Source organism: Exiguobacterium sp. RM11 (assembly GCF_059821525.1).
Genome location: NZ_CM187558.1, coordinates 2683919 through 2698871 on the forward strand (window position 1 = coordinate 2683919; position 14953 = coordinate 2698871).

Below are 14953 nucleotides of genomic sequence, written 5' to 3' on the forward strand. Positions count from 1 at the left end.
TGTTCACGGTATAATGGAATCATCTTATTCGTATAGGGGGACATGCGGGATGTGGATTGTTATGAATAAACTAGACGTTGAAAAAGGAAAAGTCGATGCGGTCAAATCGCGTTTCGAGACGACAAAAGGAATCGAAGCGATGGATGGCTTTGTCCGGATGCAAGTGTTGACAGATACGTCCGATGCAGCAATGGACCATGTGGTCATCATGACCACATGGCGGGATGCGGCAAGCTTTGAAAATTGGCGCGACAGCAATGCCTACAAGCACGCCCATAAGAAACGAGATGACGGGACGTCGGAAGTAAAACCAATCGTCCTCGGCAACACCGTGACCCAATATGAGGTCGCGATTGAACACATTGCCTCAACGGAGCGCGTTTAATAAATCTTGAGGACGGATGATTCCAAGTAGCGTTTCATCTGGACTACCAGTCTCCGTAATCAGGAGGGCGTCGTATCGTGCGCCCTCTTTCATTTGCGTGAAGCAGTGTTGTGCCTCAATCACTGTCGCATCTTTTCGAATAAATCGATACCGATGCATATGCGGATCATGATGGAGAACATGCTTCACGCGAACTCCTTTGAGTGATAAGTTGGTTCCGTCGATCGTCTCGGCCAACCAACTGGTCACTCCTTTTTTCGTCAGAAGACCACGCCAAGAACCGTTGTCGTGATATACGGGAAACTGTGAGTAATTTTTATCGCGAATCTCTCGGAGCACCTCCGTCAAAAAATCTTCGGACTGAAACGTCACCACTGATTTCGCAAACAACGGGATGACGAGACGTGGATGAAGCAGTTCCCGTTCCACCTCTAAAATCAATTCGACGAGCGACTCGTGAGGCTCCGCGATAATAAAATCGGGTTCACGCCGCTCATGGACGATTGCATTTCGCAGTTGACTCATTTGATGTAAATCTTCTTTATACCGATCGATGATTGGATTTTGTTTCGCTAACCGATTCACCATATTGCTAAAACTGAAATGCTGGCCATCTCCCATCTCTCGACTCAAGTAGTCCTCGATTCGATGGTAGGATGCCAAAAATTCTTCAGCACGACTCATGTGACCACCCTCCTTAACGATACATGTATACCCTCTTTTTCATCGTTTCAGCAGGAAACCGTCCATTCATCCCGAATGACATAGAAATCATCTTGATCATCAAGGAGGGCTGTCATGGCGACTTCAGTTCAATCCACATCCCCATCTTCACAACAGTCGACATTTCGCGCGGGACTGCGAGCAGGTATTCCCGTCGCCATTGGATATATCCCGATTGCCATCGCCTTCGGTCTTTTGGCAAAATCGTTTGATCTGCCAAACGTGATCACGTTGTCCATGTCGTTTTTTATCTTTGCAGGAGCGAGTCAGTTTATCACCGTGCAATTGCTGATGACCGGTTCGATGTATTGGGAAATCATTCTGACGACGTTCATTCTAAACTCTCGTCATTTTTTAATGTCCGCCTCGTTGTCGCAACGAATCGATACAACGTCTCGCAAGCTTTTAGCAGCCATTGCGTTCGGTGTCACCGATGAAACATTCAGTATCGCATCCACCCGAAAAGAGGCACGTTCTGGTCTGTTCGTTCTCGGATTGAATACGATTGCCTTTCTCGCTTGGAACATCGGTACTTGGATTGGTGTCTTTCTCGCTTTCGGTCTTCCCGGCACGTTACAAGCGAGCATGGGCATTGCGCTATATGCGATGTTCATCGGGTTACTCGTCCCGTCCTTGACGAATCGCCCTGTCTTCGTTGTTGCGAGTTTCGCCATCGTCATGCAAGCGGTGCTTCATTGGATGATCACGCCGTTCTTTCCGATTTCAGATGGAATTCGGATCATCATCGCGACTGTCGTCGCAGCCGGAATCGGTGCTTTTCTATTTAAGGAGGGTGAGGTCTCATGATGTCCTTATTTTTGCTCGTCCTAGGGTTGGCGCTTGTCACGTACCTCCCTCGCCTCGTCCCGCTACTCTGGTTAAAGGAATTGGCGTTACCGGCATATATGAAACGATTTCTTTCCTTCATTCCGTATGCGGTATTGGTTAGTCTAATCTTTCCGGGAGTCTTGTCTTCGACGACCACTACGACGTCCGCCTTGTTCGGGGGAGTGGTTGCTACGACGCTTGCGCTACTCCGCGTCAATCTCGTCGTTGTCGTTATCGGAGCCGTATTCGGTGTGTACGCATTCCAAACTCTATTCTAAAAGGAGCCGCACACGAGGTGCCGCTCCTTTTTATGCAGTTATCGCTTGTCGACGAAGTCTTACGAATACGTCTACAAATTCACTGTCCCATTGCGTGCCACGACCGCTCTCTAAAATAGAGAGTGCCTTTTCCATCGGCATCCCAGAGCGATAAGGTCGATCAGACGTCATGGCGTCATAAGCATCGGCAATCGCCATGATTCTTCCGAACAACGGAATGTCGACCTCACTTAAGCGGTCCGGATACCCTTTTCCGTCGATTCGTTCATGGTGCGACCGAACCCCAGCCAAAATCGGTTGAAGGGATGCCGGTAAATGAATTTGACTCAATATATGAATGCCAATCGTCGGATGTTCCTGAATTTTTGAGAACTCTTCGTCTGTCAATTTTCCTTCCTTCAGCAAGACATCATCACGAATCCCGATTTTCCCGATGTCGTGAAGAAGTGCAGACTTATTGAGTAAATCGATTTGTTCCTTTGGCAAATGAAGCGCACGGGCAAGCTCTACCGAGTACATCGCCACACGTTCTGAATGACCGGCCGTATAAGGGTCACGTGCATCGAGGGTTGCCGCGAATAAAATGAAGAGACTGTCCAACAGTTGCGCATTCTCTTGTTCACGAGCGTTCACCGTCTCGACCATTTGGTTGAACCCACCAATCAATTGGGCGAACTCATCTAAATAGGGGTTTTCGATTTTTTGGAGTCGTCCTGATTCCATCTGCTCGATTCCCGACGTCAAGAGTCCAATCGGGCGTTTGATATTGTCATAGAGTAAGAAACTACATAACACTGCAATCCCAACGATAATGACAAGAATCACGAACGCCCAATTCCAATATGTATCCGTCCGAGTCGAGGTCGACAATTGAACGCTCGAGGCCAACATAAACAACATGATTGGAAAGACACCCGTAATGAGCATGCTAATCAATAATTTAGTTCGGACACTGAATGACCGATATGTTGCATGGATAGGCTGATGATAAAGTTCGAAGTGCCTTTCTTTCATATACACGAGTAGCGGTTCCACCGACCGTACCGTCAAAAAGTACTCAATCAACGCGTGCAACACGGCAATCATGACGGCACCGATGGCAGCTAGACCAATCAAACGATACGGTAAATCAATCCAGCCATTGTAAATACATATGGTCGTCAAAGCGATTGACGGAATGGATAATCCAAATAAATGAGGACCCAAAATTCGCTCGACCGTTAAAATTGGGAAGCGGCTCGCTTGTTCGAACGCCGACGCCAATTCTTGTATCGTCGGAGACTCAGTTGCAAAAAACCGTCGGATCGGTCGAATATGTTTACGATACAAAAGAAGTTCTGACGTAATCATGACAATTCCCGAACCGAACATAATGGCCAGAAGTAGTCCGATTTCACGAACTGACAAATCAAGCGTCTGAAAAATGAAAACGCCCCCCACACCAAAAACCGCTAATCCTGAGCCAATCACATAGTTCACAACGAGTGTTCGTTGAAATCGTTCAAACATCCCTCTCACCTCTGTCACTCTTTTCTTTATCTATCGACCAGATTCCTTTCAAAGTTGAACACAAAAAACAGACCTCCACATGGGAGATCCGTGAAAGAATCAATTAAGGGCGTAACGGACCATCGTTGTCGTCAAGTGAACGATTGTCTTGATCTGGAGTGATATTGTCGTGGAACGGATTTGGTTCCGGTCCGTTTACGTGATCTTCCGTTGAATCATGAACGTCTCGCTTCACTTCGTTCTTCGATTGTTCCGCTTCCTGCTTCGACTGCTCAACACCTTGTTTGGCTTGCTGTTTCGCAGCTTCCGCTTCGCGACTCATCTGTTCTTTTTCTTTTTCGAGTCCTTCTTTTGAAACTTCCGTCTCATCAATACGGTGCTCCGCTTTTTTCAAGTAGCGTGCTGCCGTCTCGCGACCGCCAAGCCCGAAAGCAAGACCGAAGGCGAGGGCAACGGCTCCAAGAATAAGAAGGAAAGCCGTATTGACAATCATCGGCGCGATGCCGAGCTGGCTGATGGCCATGAAGAAGACGAGTCCGAGAATCGCATATTTCGCTACGTAACGAAGCGCACTCGGTTGTCCTGCGCCATCGACAAGAACACTTCCGACCAAACGTTCTGCCATGTTAGCTAACCAGAAGCCGACCGCCAAGATGATGAGTGCCGCAATCACCATTGGCAAGTAAGCGAAGATTGCAGTGGCGAGAGACGCCATGAACTCGAGATTCGCAACCTGAAGTGCTTCAGATACGAAGAGTAAGATGACGATCACTTGTACAATGACACCGACCACTTGGGCGATCGACATCGAAGATGCTCGTTCCCCGAAGCCCATTTTATGAGCCAATGAATTGACGCCAAGGTTCTCAAGGAGTGATACAACGACACCCTTCAACCATCTTGCCACGAATACACCGACGAGGACGAGGACGATTGCGACAAGGATGTCTGGAATCATGACAAGAACATCATTGAGCATCGCAATCGCTGGTTCCGAGATTCCTCGAATATCAAGCGCTTCAAGTGCCGAAATCGTGACCGGAATCATGATGAAGATGAACACGATTGTACCGATTGCTTTCGCAAGACTCGATCCCTTCACATAGTCAGAAAGATGGAATCGCTCTGCCAATCGATCTAATCCTGCTGCTTCAAGGAACTTCGTCAAAATGTCACGTACAATCTTCGCGACAATATAACCGATTGCGAAGATGAGCGCTGCTGCGACAAGCTTCGGAATGAATCCAAGGAAACTGTTCAACAAGTCTTCGAATGGTCCGCTGACCCCACGAAGTCCCAATGCGTCAAGTACAGCCGGTAATGCCAATAAGAGAACGAGATAGAAGACGATGTTCGCGACCGTATCGACCCATTTCGTTTGGTTGACACTTGTCGATTCTTGTCCCGTTTTTTCCATCAACTTGCTTAAATTCAAGCGGTGCCCCGCCATTTGAATCCCTTTTTTCAAAAGGGTAGCGATGACCCACGCAACGAGTAAAATCAAACCTGCTTTAATGACACCGATAATCAACCCAGAGAATCCTTCATAAATCTGACTGAACGGCTCCGTAATTGCAGGGACATTCATGAATTCAAAGATGATCAGGAATGCGAGAAGTAACACCCCAAAGAACACCACTTTTGCAATAATGCGTTCAGGTGTCCATTTATCTCCTTTTTCCCCCTCTTTTTTGATACCTGCCCGCTCATCGAGTCGTGCCTTCTTCAATGCTTTTCGTGTCACGTTTTCCAATACTTTCGCCAAGATATAACCGACTACGAGAATAACAATTGCTAGTAAAAGTTCTGGTAGCCATGACATGAACGAATTGAAGTTATACGTTGTATTGTTCACCGAATCTTCCTCCTTTTTTTATGAAATGATTGCTTTTCCTTAACAGTGCTATTTCTTAAATACCTATATTTCAAAATTATCAAACATCATGCATATGACAACTCGTTTACATCACTATTACGATTCAGTGGAAATGGGTAGGTAAGTTAAGAGAGAAATCGTGTCAAATCACGTGAGATATGATACGAATAACATGAGAAGTCATTTTAGGAGGAATTAAAATGAACATCGCTTTAGTGGCTCACGACAAAAAGAAAGACGATTTGATTGTTCTCATTAAAACGTATGCACACATTCTAGAAAAGCATCAATTGTTCGCAACAGGTACAACCGGTAAGCGAATTGCGGAAGCGACCGGGTTACCCGTGCATTGTTTCCGCTCAGGACCGCTTGGAGGAGACCAAGAAATTGGAGCTGCCGTCGCACGTGGTGAGATGGATATGATTATCTTCTTCCGGGATCCACTGACTGCCCAACCTCACGAACCAGACGTGAGCGCATTGATGCGTCTTTGTGACGTGTATTCCATCCCCCTTTCGACAAATATGGGAGGAAGCGAGATTTTGATTCGAAGCATCGAACAAGGTGATTTCGAGTCGCTTAAACTTTCTCATAATGACGAACCACCTGCGTGACCATGACAAACCAAGAAAGGAGAGGAATCTCCCTGGAACCGAATATGATTCATGACCCGAACGTCCAACAGTTCTTTAACGAAGTACGTCATCGCCTGATCGAACTGCTTGGAAATGAGGCGGAGGCGGACCGTCTCTTACTGGCACTCGCCGGCTATATCCGTCATGCAGAAAAAACAGGACAGTCGTTAGACGGTCTCTTAAATCAAGACCCCCACGAATACGCCCGTTTCCTCATCGAACAACCCGAGACGAATGAAGAATATCGTCGTCGTTACCACGTCTTGATTGAGGCCTCAGATGAATTAAAACCTCATGAAAAAGTCCAAGCGAATCGAGATTTTGACTGGGCCATCAATCAGCTTGATGAAGCAAAACTGTCATTAAAAGAAATTGAGGTCCGAGATCTTGCTTTCCTCGCCTATACAAAAATCGAGGCACTCAAATCATCACGTACAATTTGGAACCGATTCGGATGGTTGCTTGGTATGATTTTGGCATTCTCCTATGCGAACTTACTGCTCGTCATCGATGATGTATTCAGTGGACGCTTATTCACCGCCCCGATGTCGACATATCCGGTAGACTATCTCGCATTCCTGTTACCTGTTCTCGTGACCGGTGCCACCTTCGGTATATTGACCCGTTTTCGGCACCATGTCCACACGCTCGGGAGAAGGATTGCGTTCGCCTTACTCATTGTCATCGTCTACATCACATCAATCTTTTTGATTCAACCGATTTTAATGACGCTCGGTTGGTCGTTTATCATTCAATTGACTCCACTGTATGCGCTGATTTTATTGGCAATTAGTGGCTTCATGGCCATTTGGACATTAATTGAATTCGTCTGGAAGAGCACACGTTGTTCGCTCGGGGACGACACACTCATGCTTTATTACTAACCACGCCACTCCTTTCAGAGGATGGCGTTTTTTGTTTCAATTTTGGATAGAACGGAAATTACTCCTATTGTGACGCTATTTGAAGATTGACCAAAATATAAGGAGGTATTCGATGTCAGAACGTAAAATGATTGGTCTGTTTCAGACGGAACAGGAAGTCATGCATAAAGTAGACGAGTTGAAGGCTGCAGGGGAAGCTGAGAAAAATATGCATGTCGTTGCCAAACGAGATGGGGAAATCTCCGCATTACGTGACCATACGGATGTAAACGCCGAGGCTGGGGTTCGAGATGTAAATTTACTCGATCGCGTCAAAGCATTTCTGCATGGGAGTGATCGCATACGTGACGAACTCCGAAACATGGGACTCAGCGATGCAGAGGCAGAAGAGTATTATGATGCCATCGATGAAGGACAACTTTTACTTTATATCGATCGTCATTCATATGACCGCTATCCGAACATGTACAAAAAAGATAGCGAACTCGATCACGACAAAGGAGAAAAGGCGGATGGCATCGCGTTTGATGCGAAACCATTCAACGACCATGACGAAGAACCAAAAGGTACAAAGGATGACCCGATTGTACGTGGCCATTCCGGCTTAGAAGACCATCGACGACTATAAGGAGGAACTATTATGAACGAGAAACGATTCATCAGTATGCACGAGACACAAGATGCAGCGCTTGGAAAAATCGAAGAGTTGCGGGCAAAAGGTTACGAGGATTCACACATTTACGTCGTCACGAAGCATGAAGACAACGTATCGATTTTGAGACGGGACACAGATGTTCATACAGAAGCTGCACACCATGCAAGTTGGTTCGATAAAGTTCGGGCTTTCTTAAGCGGTCATGAAGATGTTCATGCTGGCTTACGAAACATGGGACTCAGCGAAGATGAAGTGAAACGTCATTATGACGATGTTGAAGCCGGTAAGATTCTTGTCTATGTGGATGAGGACTTCGAGCGTCGTCATCAAGACGGGGTGACGGTCGATGCGAAACCGTATCAAGACGCATCATCTACCCATCTCGGTAGTCACACGGACGATGGTTTGGAAATTGACTCGAAACCATATCGCGAGGCCCAACCTGTTGACCCAAGTCACCCGGTGGACCCGGAGCAAGACAAGCTTGATAAAGAAACAAAGAATCCTGACCGAGAAGAAAAACTACGCGGTCTCGATGATCGTGCTTATCGAAACGATGTCGAAGACCCAGACAATATCCGACGTTTTTAATTATAAGAAGAGCCTGACGCGCGCGTCAGGCTCTTTGTCATGTCAAACGATTCTTCGGTTCTTTTCCTTCCAGTACGTTCGCGATAGCGTCCCGGTTCAACGCCATCATCGCGAGACGCGTTCGAATCGAGGCACTCCCGATATGCGGTAGTGTCGTCACGTTCGGAAGGGTCAATAGTGGATGATCCAAGTCGACCGGTTCTTTCGTGAACACGTCGAGGCCAGCCCCCCAAATTTTTTTCGCCTTGAGCGCCTCATACAACGCCTGTTCGTCGATGATTTCTCCACGAGCCACGTTGATGAAAATCGCTGTTTCTTTCATCTTGGCAAACTCATCTGCCCCAAGCATTCCACGCGTCTCGTCCGTGAGTGGTGCGAGAACGACGACGAAATCAGATTGCGTTAACAGTTCATCGAGCTCCGCATAGGTGAAGCCATACATCGACTCCGACTCGTGACGACGCGTCCGATTATGATACAAGACGTCCATGTCAAATCCTCGCGCCCGTCGTGCGACCGCTTCACCGATTCGCCCCATGCCGATGATTCCAAGTTTCGCTTGATAGAGGTCCATCCCGACATACCCCATCGGAAGCCACGATTTCCACTCACCGGCACGTAAATCACGCTCGGCTTCACCGAGACGTCGCGCCGTCATCATCATGAGTCCAAACGTCAAGTCCGCTGTCGTTTCCGTCAAGACGTCCGGTGTATTGGTTACGATGACGCCCTTCTCTTTCGCTGCGTTCAAGTCAATGTTGTTATAGCCGACGGCCAAGTTAGAGACGACCTCTAATTTCGTTGCACGCTCAAACACTTCGCGGTCAATCGTGTCACTAAGCATTGTCCACAGTGCATGTGCAGATGAGACTTCTTTAAGAAGCACCTCACGAGGAACACTCTGCCCCTCATGTTCCCACATATGCACGTCATAGTGTTCACGAAGCGGCGCGACCGCTTCTTCTGGTAAGCGTCGTGTAATATAGATTCGTTTTTTCATCTTTCTCCCCCTCTCTACGATTACTTGTAGTCTAACAAAAGGGAGTCGTTAGGATGGTTGATTCGACTTCGGTTTTTGTTTCAAGAACTGTTCAAACAACGAACCAAATTCTTGATTCAACAACTGTTCAATCGTTTTTGAGGAGTCCATTGCATTTCGATAGGCAATTTCATTGACGGCGAGTCCGATTGCCCACGTAATCCCTGAGGCGACTGTCGCATTGATGACACCGGCAGCCGCATTCGCTCCCGGGAAGAATTTCATGACATTCAATAGAATCGTTTTCGATAACGTACGCCCAATCTGTGGGATAATCGTGCTTCCGATGAGCGTCTTTAATAAATCATCACTCGCTTTCACGCCCCAATAGCGAAACAGATGGACGCTCATCGTCACTTGAATAGGTGTCAATGCTACAGCATCTGCAAACGGAAGCGGGACCGCAGCGGCCGTCCCTGCGCTCGCCACATAACCTGAAATGATTCGATTTGCTTTCTTTCGTTTCAACTTGAGCATCGTCTCACTCTCTGCATGAATCTCCATCAAGAGCCCTTCCTGCAAAGAAGCGTCTAGCTGTTCAACCGACCAGACAATCAATCGTTCCCAATCGACGTACTGTCGTAACATGTCATCGTTCAATATTTCCGGCGCAATACTAACCTGAAAAACAGATTCTTCCGATACAATCTCCTTTAACTCATTTCGTAACGCCGTCAATTCATCTAAATCGACTTGATCGATTTGCGTAAATAAGACGGCGACTGCGGTCGATTCACGTAGGCGACGAATGAGCGTCTTATCGAGTGGTGTGACGCGCTTCGTCGCGGCATTGATTGTGTACCAAACGAGATGGACTCGCTCGGATGCTTCTTGTTGCTTTGCGTTCTCCACAAACCCGATGACTTCTTCCTCATAATGTTGTTGGCGTGCACTCCCAATCTCGTACCCTTCGCTATCAAACAACGTGACCGCAATATCGTCACTCTTATATTGATGAATTCCCCGAGTGACAGGCTCCCCGGCAGCCACCTTTGTCAAATCTCGACCAAACACATGGTTCACAACCGAACTTTTTCCCGCGCCCGTTGCCCCTGCGATGAGGATGTTTGGTTTCTTCACATTTCCACGAAGTCGCTCAAGCTCTGCTTTTAAATCATAGTCTTTAAAATCAAACCGTTTTGTCGATTCCATTCTCGTTTCTCCCTTCATGAGTTGAGCGTCTGTCCAAGCTGACGCATCTCGCGCTCAAAGCCACGTCGAACCTCTTCTTCAATCGTTTGCTTCACAGATGTGTATTGCTGATCGATGGCCTTTTTGATGCCTCGTTCTGCCGTTCGGCGCTTGAATGCCCAGTAAATGAAATGCACTCCAGGAATCATTCCGAGAACCATCTTTCGGACCGTTTTCCCGAATGAATAGTCAAATTCGAGTTCGACTCGTCTCGTTTTAAACAAGTGGTCTGCTTGTTCACCGACCAATGGGTACCGTTGCATGAGTTGGATATAGTGACGTACCCCTTCAGCCATCGCATCTTCTGTCGTCACGGCCGCATGCTCTAGTGTTTTCTCTAAATCCTTTTCAATGTGACGAGCTTTCCAACTAATCATCGCCTGTGGGGTGAGCATACGGATTTTTTCTGCCGAGTCGATACTTCGAATCCGCCAATCTTCCAACTCTTCTAAAAGATGATTCGTCAGATTGATGGGAAGTTTTCGTTCAATGTCTTTCCAAAGGTTTGTTCGATTCCGTTTCCATACGTCCTCGTAGCCTCTTACCGGGACACGTTTCCCGGTCAGTAACTTCTTCTCGACACTGTTGACACGAATGATGTCCCCTTCATCGATTGGCAGTTCACGTAACAATACCCGTTCCATCGCTTCTGCCTTCTGCACACTCATCGGGTCTTCTTCATTAAAGTTGGTCAGAATGAGGGTGACATTGCTCCCCCGTTCATATAACGGCTTTAAAATCGCCTCAAGCTCGTATGCCTCAACACGTCCTGACTGCACGGACAACAAGTAATAGATGGTGTGAAACCATTCTGCGATATCGAGCGCCCCTTCGCGCTGATGAACGATGGATAGGATGGCTTGATGCCACTCTTCGGAACGGTCTGCCTCGAGCCCCCACGTATCAAAGAACCGAAACAAGATCCCCCGTTCTAAATCGTAATACTCGTACTCATGAAGCCCTTCTGCAGTGACCGGACTTCCGGCACGAGATTCGGCGACGTCATGTCCATATATATAATTGATGAACGCACTCTTTCCGACGCCAGTTTTCCCGGCAATCAAAATATTTGAGACGAGCCCTGTCCGATCCATACGCTTCCTCCCCCATTCGTTGTATAGTTCAATTATACCGAATGGAGCAAGTTCAAACGTCCATCGAAAGGATGATTCTCATGCTTCACCATGTCGAACTGTACGTATCCAACCTTGATGACAGTGTGCGTGCCTGGGAATGGCTCCTCTGTGACCAACTGGCGTACACACTTTACCAATCGTGGCCAAAAGGTCGGAGCTATCGTTACGGAGATACATATCTCGTGTTCGTCCAGACAGAGGAAGATCACCTGACTCCGCCCTATCATCGAAAAAAGACCGGTCTGAATCATTTGGCGTTTCATGCCTCATCACTCGAGCAATTAGAAGAAGTCCGACAACAGCTCACATCACACGGGTTTCGTGAATTGTATGCGGACCGTTTCCCTCACGCAGGTGGTCCGAACTATACCGCACTGTTTTTTGAAGACCCAGACCGCATCAAAGTTGAACTCGTGGCAACGATGTGAACGGTTTCTTGAGAACTTCTCGAAAGTTTGTGAAAACAATTGCAAACTTTTTACCAACCTCCTAGACTGAAAATGTCTAAAGGAGGTCTTCTTATGGAAAAGCAAGTCATCGACTATATGGAAGAAGCCGCATTTAAAAAATCGTCATTGCTTCAGCAATCATTTTCGCAATACATGTTACGTTCGATTATCGCTGGTTTTTTGATTGGGATCGGGGTCGTCTTCTCGTTCACGGTCGGAAACATGTTCATCGACGTGCCAGGCACGATGCTCATCGCCGGTGCGAGCTTCTCGGTCGCGCTCGTCTTCATCGTCTGGATGGGTGGAGAACTGTTTACGAGTAACACGATGTATCTCTATACCGGGGCGAAACGAGGTCGTGTCGCTTGGTTAGACTTAGCAAAAATATGGGGACTCAGTTGGTTCGGTAACTTGATTGGCGCTGTCATCCTGTCCTTACTCGTCATCGGTGCCCATAGCATGGGAGAAGTGACGGGTGACCATTTACTAGCCGTCGTCGCAGCGAAAAAAATCGGTGGAGATGCCCTCGCGATTTTCCTGAAAGGCATCTTATGTAACGTGCTCGTCTGTTTGGCCATCTTCATGCCGCTCAAAACAAACAACGATGTTGCGAAGATCATGCTGACAATGATTCCCGTCGTCGTATTCTTTGCTGCCGGGTTCGAACACTCGATTGCGAACATGGGCGTCTTCGCGCTCGCGCTCCACTATGTACCGTCGGACTTTATTAACTTCAGCGGTGCCCTTTACAATCTATTCTTCGCTACACTCGGTAATATTGTCGGTGGTGCATTGTTTGTTGCCGGAAGTTACTTATATTTGAATAAATCGGTGATGGAGCAAGCCATCAAACCGATTCGTCAACGCGCATAAAAAGACAGGGACCCCGATCAGCAGGGTCCCTGTTTGTTGCATTTCACGAATTATGATTTTAAAGAGTCAGCAGCGGCTGCCTGAACAGAACCTTGTGCCACTTCGTCTTCTTCCACGTCCCAGCACTCTGTGTTCTCGATGCCGAGTTTACGAGCAGAGAAGCGTGGGTTGAGACCTTGAGCACGTTGCTCTTCGTAGTCTTTAAGAACTTTCAAGGCAACACCACCGAGCAATGTGATTGCGGCGATGTTGATCAATGTCATTCCTGCCATGAAGAGGTCAGCGAGGCTCCATACGAATCCGAGGCTAGCGACCGCTCCGATGAAGACGAATGCCATTGTTGCGAGACGGAATCCGAATACTGCACCTTTGCTCTTCTTGATGAATTCGATGTTCGTTTCACCGTAGTAGTAGCTTCCTGCGATTGAGCTGAACGCGAACAAGAAGACGCTGATGGCGATGAATGCTGGAGCAAGTGCCCCGATTTGTTCAGTCAAAGCGTTTTGAAGAAGGACGATCCCTTCACCGTTCCCTGAAGCATAGCTGTCTGAGAGAAGGATGATTGCTGCAGTAGCCGTACAAACGATCAATGTATCCAAGAATACACCGAGAGCTTGAAGGAAACCTTGTTTCGCTGGGTGCGATACTTCAGCAGCTGCTGCTGCGTTTGGTGCAGAACCCATACCAGCTTCGTTCGAGAAGAGTCCACGACGGACACCCATTGAGATTGCAGCACCGATTGAACCACCGACCGCTTCGTCTAAACCGAATGCGCTTTGGAAGATCATCGCGAACACAGCTGGAAGTTCAGCGAAGTTTACAACAACAACGTAGAGTGCGATTGCAAGGTAGAGAACTGCCATGACAGGTACGACGATTGCCGAGAAGTTCGCGACACGTTGTACACCACCAAAGATGACGAGACCAGTAAGGACGACTAAGACTGCTCCACCGATGACTGCATCGACACCGAACGCGTTATCGAATGCTGCAGCGATCGTGTTCGATTGAACAGAGTTGAAGATCAAACCAAATGTGACGGCGATGAGAACTGCGAATACGATTCCGAGTGCACGATTGTTCAATCCTTTTTCGATGTAGTAAGCCGGACCACCACGGTACGCAACATCGTCTTTCACTTTGTATACTTGAGCGAGTGTGCTTTCAATCATAGCTGTTGCTCCACCGAGAAGGGCAACAATCCACATCCAGAAGACCGCTCCCGGTCCACCGAGTGTGACGGCTACCGTAACCCCGGCAAGGTTACCTGTACCGATACGAGTCGCAGCACCGATGAAGAATGATTTCATTGGTGTGATACTCTTTCCATCTTTTGCTGGCGTCACGTCCGATTTATCTGTAATCGTCCGGAACATTTCTTTTAAGTAACGGAACTGCATAAATCGTGTTCTGACCGTGAAGTAGATCCCGGCTCCGACGAGCACGGCGATCAATACGTACGACCATAAGATGTTGTTCAAAAAGTCGACGCTTCCCTGTAACAAGCCTTGAATCGCTTCCATGAATAAGTTCCTCCCTGTTGTGTGAATCTGAAGTTGAGAATTTTTTATGATGTCTTAGTTCTGAATTATACAAAGATTCTGACAATTAGCAATAATTTTTTTATAGGTGATTTCACTCTTTTTTCACATCAACTAAACAAGATTCCTTATTTATAAACATTTGAAGCGCTTACATAAAAATGTTTAGAAATATTAAATCATGATTAATTAGACACATTTCAAAATTAAATTTCATTATTTTTGAGGATTAAATCAATCACTTCTACCCTTTTATCAACCTGTTTTTCCGCATTTAATCTATAAATCTTTTGATTACCGGGTATTAATTATCTATAGCTGTCACCTTCTGTTCACCATGAAAAGTCATCTAGAGGAAAG

Annotated in this window: 16 protein-coding genes; 9 read left to right on the forward strand and 7 right to left on the reverse strand. The window is 47.1% G+C overall.

Going from position 1 to position 14953, the window contains the following annotated elements; genetic code table 11:
* Positions 1–49 precede the first annotated feature (49 nt).
* Positions 50–385, forward strand: a complete 336-nt coding sequence (locus AC5LIL_RS14050; protein WP_499824426.1) for an antibiotic biosynthesis monooxygenase — start codon at positions 50–52, stop codon at positions 383–385.
* Here the strand turns inward: AC5LIL_RS14050 and AC5LIL_RS14055 are convergent.
* Positions 368–1069: a CBS domain-containing protein gene (locus tag AC5LIL_RS14055; protein WP_214785518.1), complete on the reverse strand. Its 702-nt coding sequence runs from the start codon at positions 1067–1069 to the stop codon at positions 368–370. The two genes, AC5LIL_RS14050 and AC5LIL_RS14055, sit on opposite strands and share 18 nt — an antisense overlap.
* 114 nt (positions 1070–1183) lie before the next feature.
* Here AC5LIL_RS14055 and AC5LIL_RS14060 point away from each other — a divergent pair, with 114 nt between their 5' ends.
* A complete protein-coding gene (locus AC5LIL_RS14060; protein WP_214785517.1) occupies positions 1184–1915 on the forward strand; it encodes an AzlC family ABC transporter permease in 732 nt (243 codons plus the stop codon).
* The gene (locus AC5LIL_RS14065; RefSeq protein ID WP_499824428.1) at positions 1912–2214 is read left to right on the forward strand and encodes an AzlD domain-containing protein; all 303 of its coding nucleotides are present in this window, start codon (positions 1912–1914) and stop codon (positions 2212–2214) included. The genes AC5LIL_RS14060 and AC5LIL_RS14065 overlap by 4 nt, the downstream gene beginning before the upstream one ends.
* A 30-nt stretch (positions 2215–2244) precedes the next feature.
* Here the strand turns inward: AC5LIL_RS14065 and AC5LIL_RS14070 are convergent, their stop codons facing one another.
* Positions 2245–3723, reverse strand: coding sequence for an HD-GYP domain-containing protein (locus AC5LIL_RS14070; RefSeq protein ID WP_499824429.1), 1479 nt, complete (start codon positions 3721–3723; stop codon positions 2245–2247).
* Positions 3724–3826: 103 nt separating this feature from the next.
* The gene (locus tag AC5LIL_RS14075) at positions 3827–5578 is read right to left on the reverse strand and encodes a mechanosensitive ion channel (RefSeq protein WP_214785514.1); all 1752 of its coding nucleotides are present in this window, start codon (positions 5576–5578) and stop codon (positions 3827–3829) included.
* Positions 5579–5799: 221 nt separating this feature from the next.
* Here AC5LIL_RS14075 and AC5LIL_RS14080 point away from each other — a divergent pair, with 221 nt between their 5' ends.
* From AC5LIL_RS14080 to AC5LIL_RS14095, 4 genes are all read left to right on the forward strand, one after another.
* Complete coding sequence (locus AC5LIL_RS14080; protein WP_026824646.1) at positions 5800–6213, forward strand: methylglyoxal synthase; 414 nt, start codon at positions 5800–5802, stop codon at positions 6211–6213.
* 44 nt (positions 6214–6257) lie between these two features.
* On the forward strand, positions 6258–7118 hold the full coding sequence (locus tag AC5LIL_RS14085) for a hypothetical protein (RefSeq protein WP_499824430.1): 861 nt from the start codon (positions 6258–6260) through the stop codon (positions 7116–7118).
* Positions 7119–7230: 112 nt separating this feature from the next.
* Entirely contained in the window at positions 7231–7746 is a 516-nt protein-coding gene (locus tag AC5LIL_RS14090) for a YflT domain-containing protein (RefSeq protein WP_214785512.1), read from the forward strand.
* A gap of 12 nt (positions 7747–7758) precedes the next feature.
* A complete protein-coding gene (locus AC5LIL_RS14095; protein WP_499824431.1) occupies positions 7759–8364 on the forward strand; it encodes a YflT domain-containing protein in 606 nt (201 codons plus the stop codon).
* Between the two features lie 37 nt (positions 8365–8401).
* Here AC5LIL_RS14095 and AC5LIL_RS14100 read toward each other — a convergent pair whose 3' ends face one another.
* Genes AC5LIL_RS14100 through AC5LIL_RS14110 form a run of 3 tightly spaced genes read right to left on the reverse strand, consistent with a single transcriptional unit; the run spans position 8402 to position 11688 of the window.
* Positions 8402–9364: a 2-hydroxyacid dehydrogenase gene (locus AC5LIL_RS14100; RefSeq protein ID WP_499824432.1), complete on the reverse strand. Its 963-nt coding sequence runs from the start codon at positions 9362–9364 to the stop codon at positions 8402–8404.
* A gap of 48 nt (positions 9365–9412) precedes the next feature.
* A complete protein-coding gene (locus AC5LIL_RS14105) occupies positions 9413–10555 on the reverse strand; it encodes a YcjF family protein (protein WP_499824433.1) in 1143 nt (380 codons plus the stop codon).
* Positions 10556–10569: 14 nt separating this feature from the next.
* On the reverse strand, positions 10570–11688 hold the full coding sequence (locus AC5LIL_RS14110) for a GTPase (RefSeq protein ID WP_499824434.1): 1119 nt from the start codon (positions 11686–11688) through the stop codon (positions 10570–10572).
* 80 nt (positions 11689–11768) lie between these two features.
* Between AC5LIL_RS14110 and AC5LIL_RS14115 the strand changes: the two genes are divergently transcribed.
* Together AC5LIL_RS14115 and AC5LIL_RS14120 are read left to right on the forward strand one after the other, a co-directional pair.
* Positions 11769–12158 carry a VOC family protein gene (locus AC5LIL_RS14115; protein ID WP_499824435.1) on the forward strand — a complete coding sequence of 130 codons (390 nt, stop codon included), beginning with the start codon at positions 11769–11771 and terminating at the stop codon, positions 12156–12158.
* A gap of 93 nt (positions 12159–12251) precedes the next feature.
* Complete coding sequence (locus tag AC5LIL_RS14120; protein WP_499824436.1) at positions 12252–13052, forward strand: formate/nitrite transporter family protein; 801 nt, start codon at positions 12252–12254, stop codon at positions 13050–13052.
* A gap of 50 nt (positions 13053–13102) precedes the next feature.
* Here AC5LIL_RS14120 and AC5LIL_RS14125 read toward each other — a convergent pair whose 3' ends face one another.
* Complete coding sequence (locus AC5LIL_RS14125; protein ID WP_074036779.1) at positions 13103–14575, reverse strand: alanine/glycine:cation symporter family protein; 1473 nt, start codon at positions 14573–14575, stop codon at positions 13103–13105.
* Positions 14576–14953 lie beyond the last annotated feature (378 nt).

Excerpts from the sequence above, each read along its gene's own strand:
- AC5LIL_RS14090 (WP_214785512.1), top strand. The coding sequence starts at position 7,231 with ATGTCAGAACGTAAAATGATTGGTCTGTTTCAGACGGAACAGGAAGTC.
- AC5LIL_RS14105 (WP_499824433.1), bottom strand. The coding sequence starts at position 10,555 with ATGGAATCGACAAAACGGTTTGATTTTAAAGACTATGATTTAAAAGCA.
- AC5LIL_RS14120 (WP_499824436.1), top strand. The coding sequence starts at position 12,252 with ATGGAAAAGCAAGTCATCGACTATATGGAAGAAGCCGCATTTAAAAAA.
- AC5LIL_RS14055 (WP_214785518.1), bottom strand. The coding sequence starts at position 1,069 with ATGAGTCGTGCTGAAGAATTTTTGGCATCCTACCATCGAATCGAGGAC.
- AC5LIL_RS14100 (WP_499824432.1), bottom strand. The coding sequence starts at position 9,364 with ATGAAAAAACGAATCTATATTACACGACGCTTACCAGAAGAAGCGGTC.
- AC5LIL_RS14060 (WP_214785517.1), top strand. The coding sequence starts at position 1,184 with ATGGCGACTTCAGTTCAATCCACATCCCCATCTTCACAACAGTCGACA.
- AC5LIL_RS14080 (WP_026824646.1), top strand. The coding sequence starts at position 5,800 with ATGAACATCGCTTTAGTGGCTCACGACAAAAAGAAAGACGATTTGATT.
- AC5LIL_RS14125 (WP_074036779.1), bottom strand. The coding sequence starts at position 14,575 with ATGGAAGCGATTCAAGGCTTGTTACAGGGAAGCGTCGACTTTTTGAAC.
- AC5LIL_RS14065 (WP_499824428.1), top strand. The coding sequence starts at position 1,912 with ATGATGTCCTTATTTTTGCTCGTCCTAGGGTTGGCGCTTGTCACGTAC.
- AC5LIL_RS14110 (WP_499824434.1), bottom strand. The coding sequence starts at position 11,688 with ATGGATCGGACAGGGCTCGTCTCAAATATTTTGATTGCCGGGAAAACT.
- AC5LIL_RS14095 (WP_499824431.1), top strand. The coding sequence starts at position 7,759 with ATGAACGAGAAACGATTCATCAGTATGCACGAGACACAAGATGCAGCG.
- AC5LIL_RS14115 (WP_499824435.1), top strand. The coding sequence starts at position 11,769 with ATGCTTCACCATGTCGAACTGTACGTATCCAACCTTGATGACAGTGTG.
- AC5LIL_RS14050 (WP_499824426.1), top strand. The coding sequence starts at position 50 with ATGTGGATTGTTATGAATAAACTAGACGTTGAAAAAGGAAAAGTCGAT.
- AC5LIL_RS14070 (WP_499824429.1), bottom strand. The coding sequence starts at position 3,723 with ATGTTTGAACGATTTCAACGAACACTCGTTGTGAACTATGTGATTGGC.
- AC5LIL_RS14085 (WP_499824430.1), top strand. The coding sequence starts at position 6,258 with ATGATTCATGACCCGAACGTCCAACAGTTCTTTAACGAAGTACGTCAT.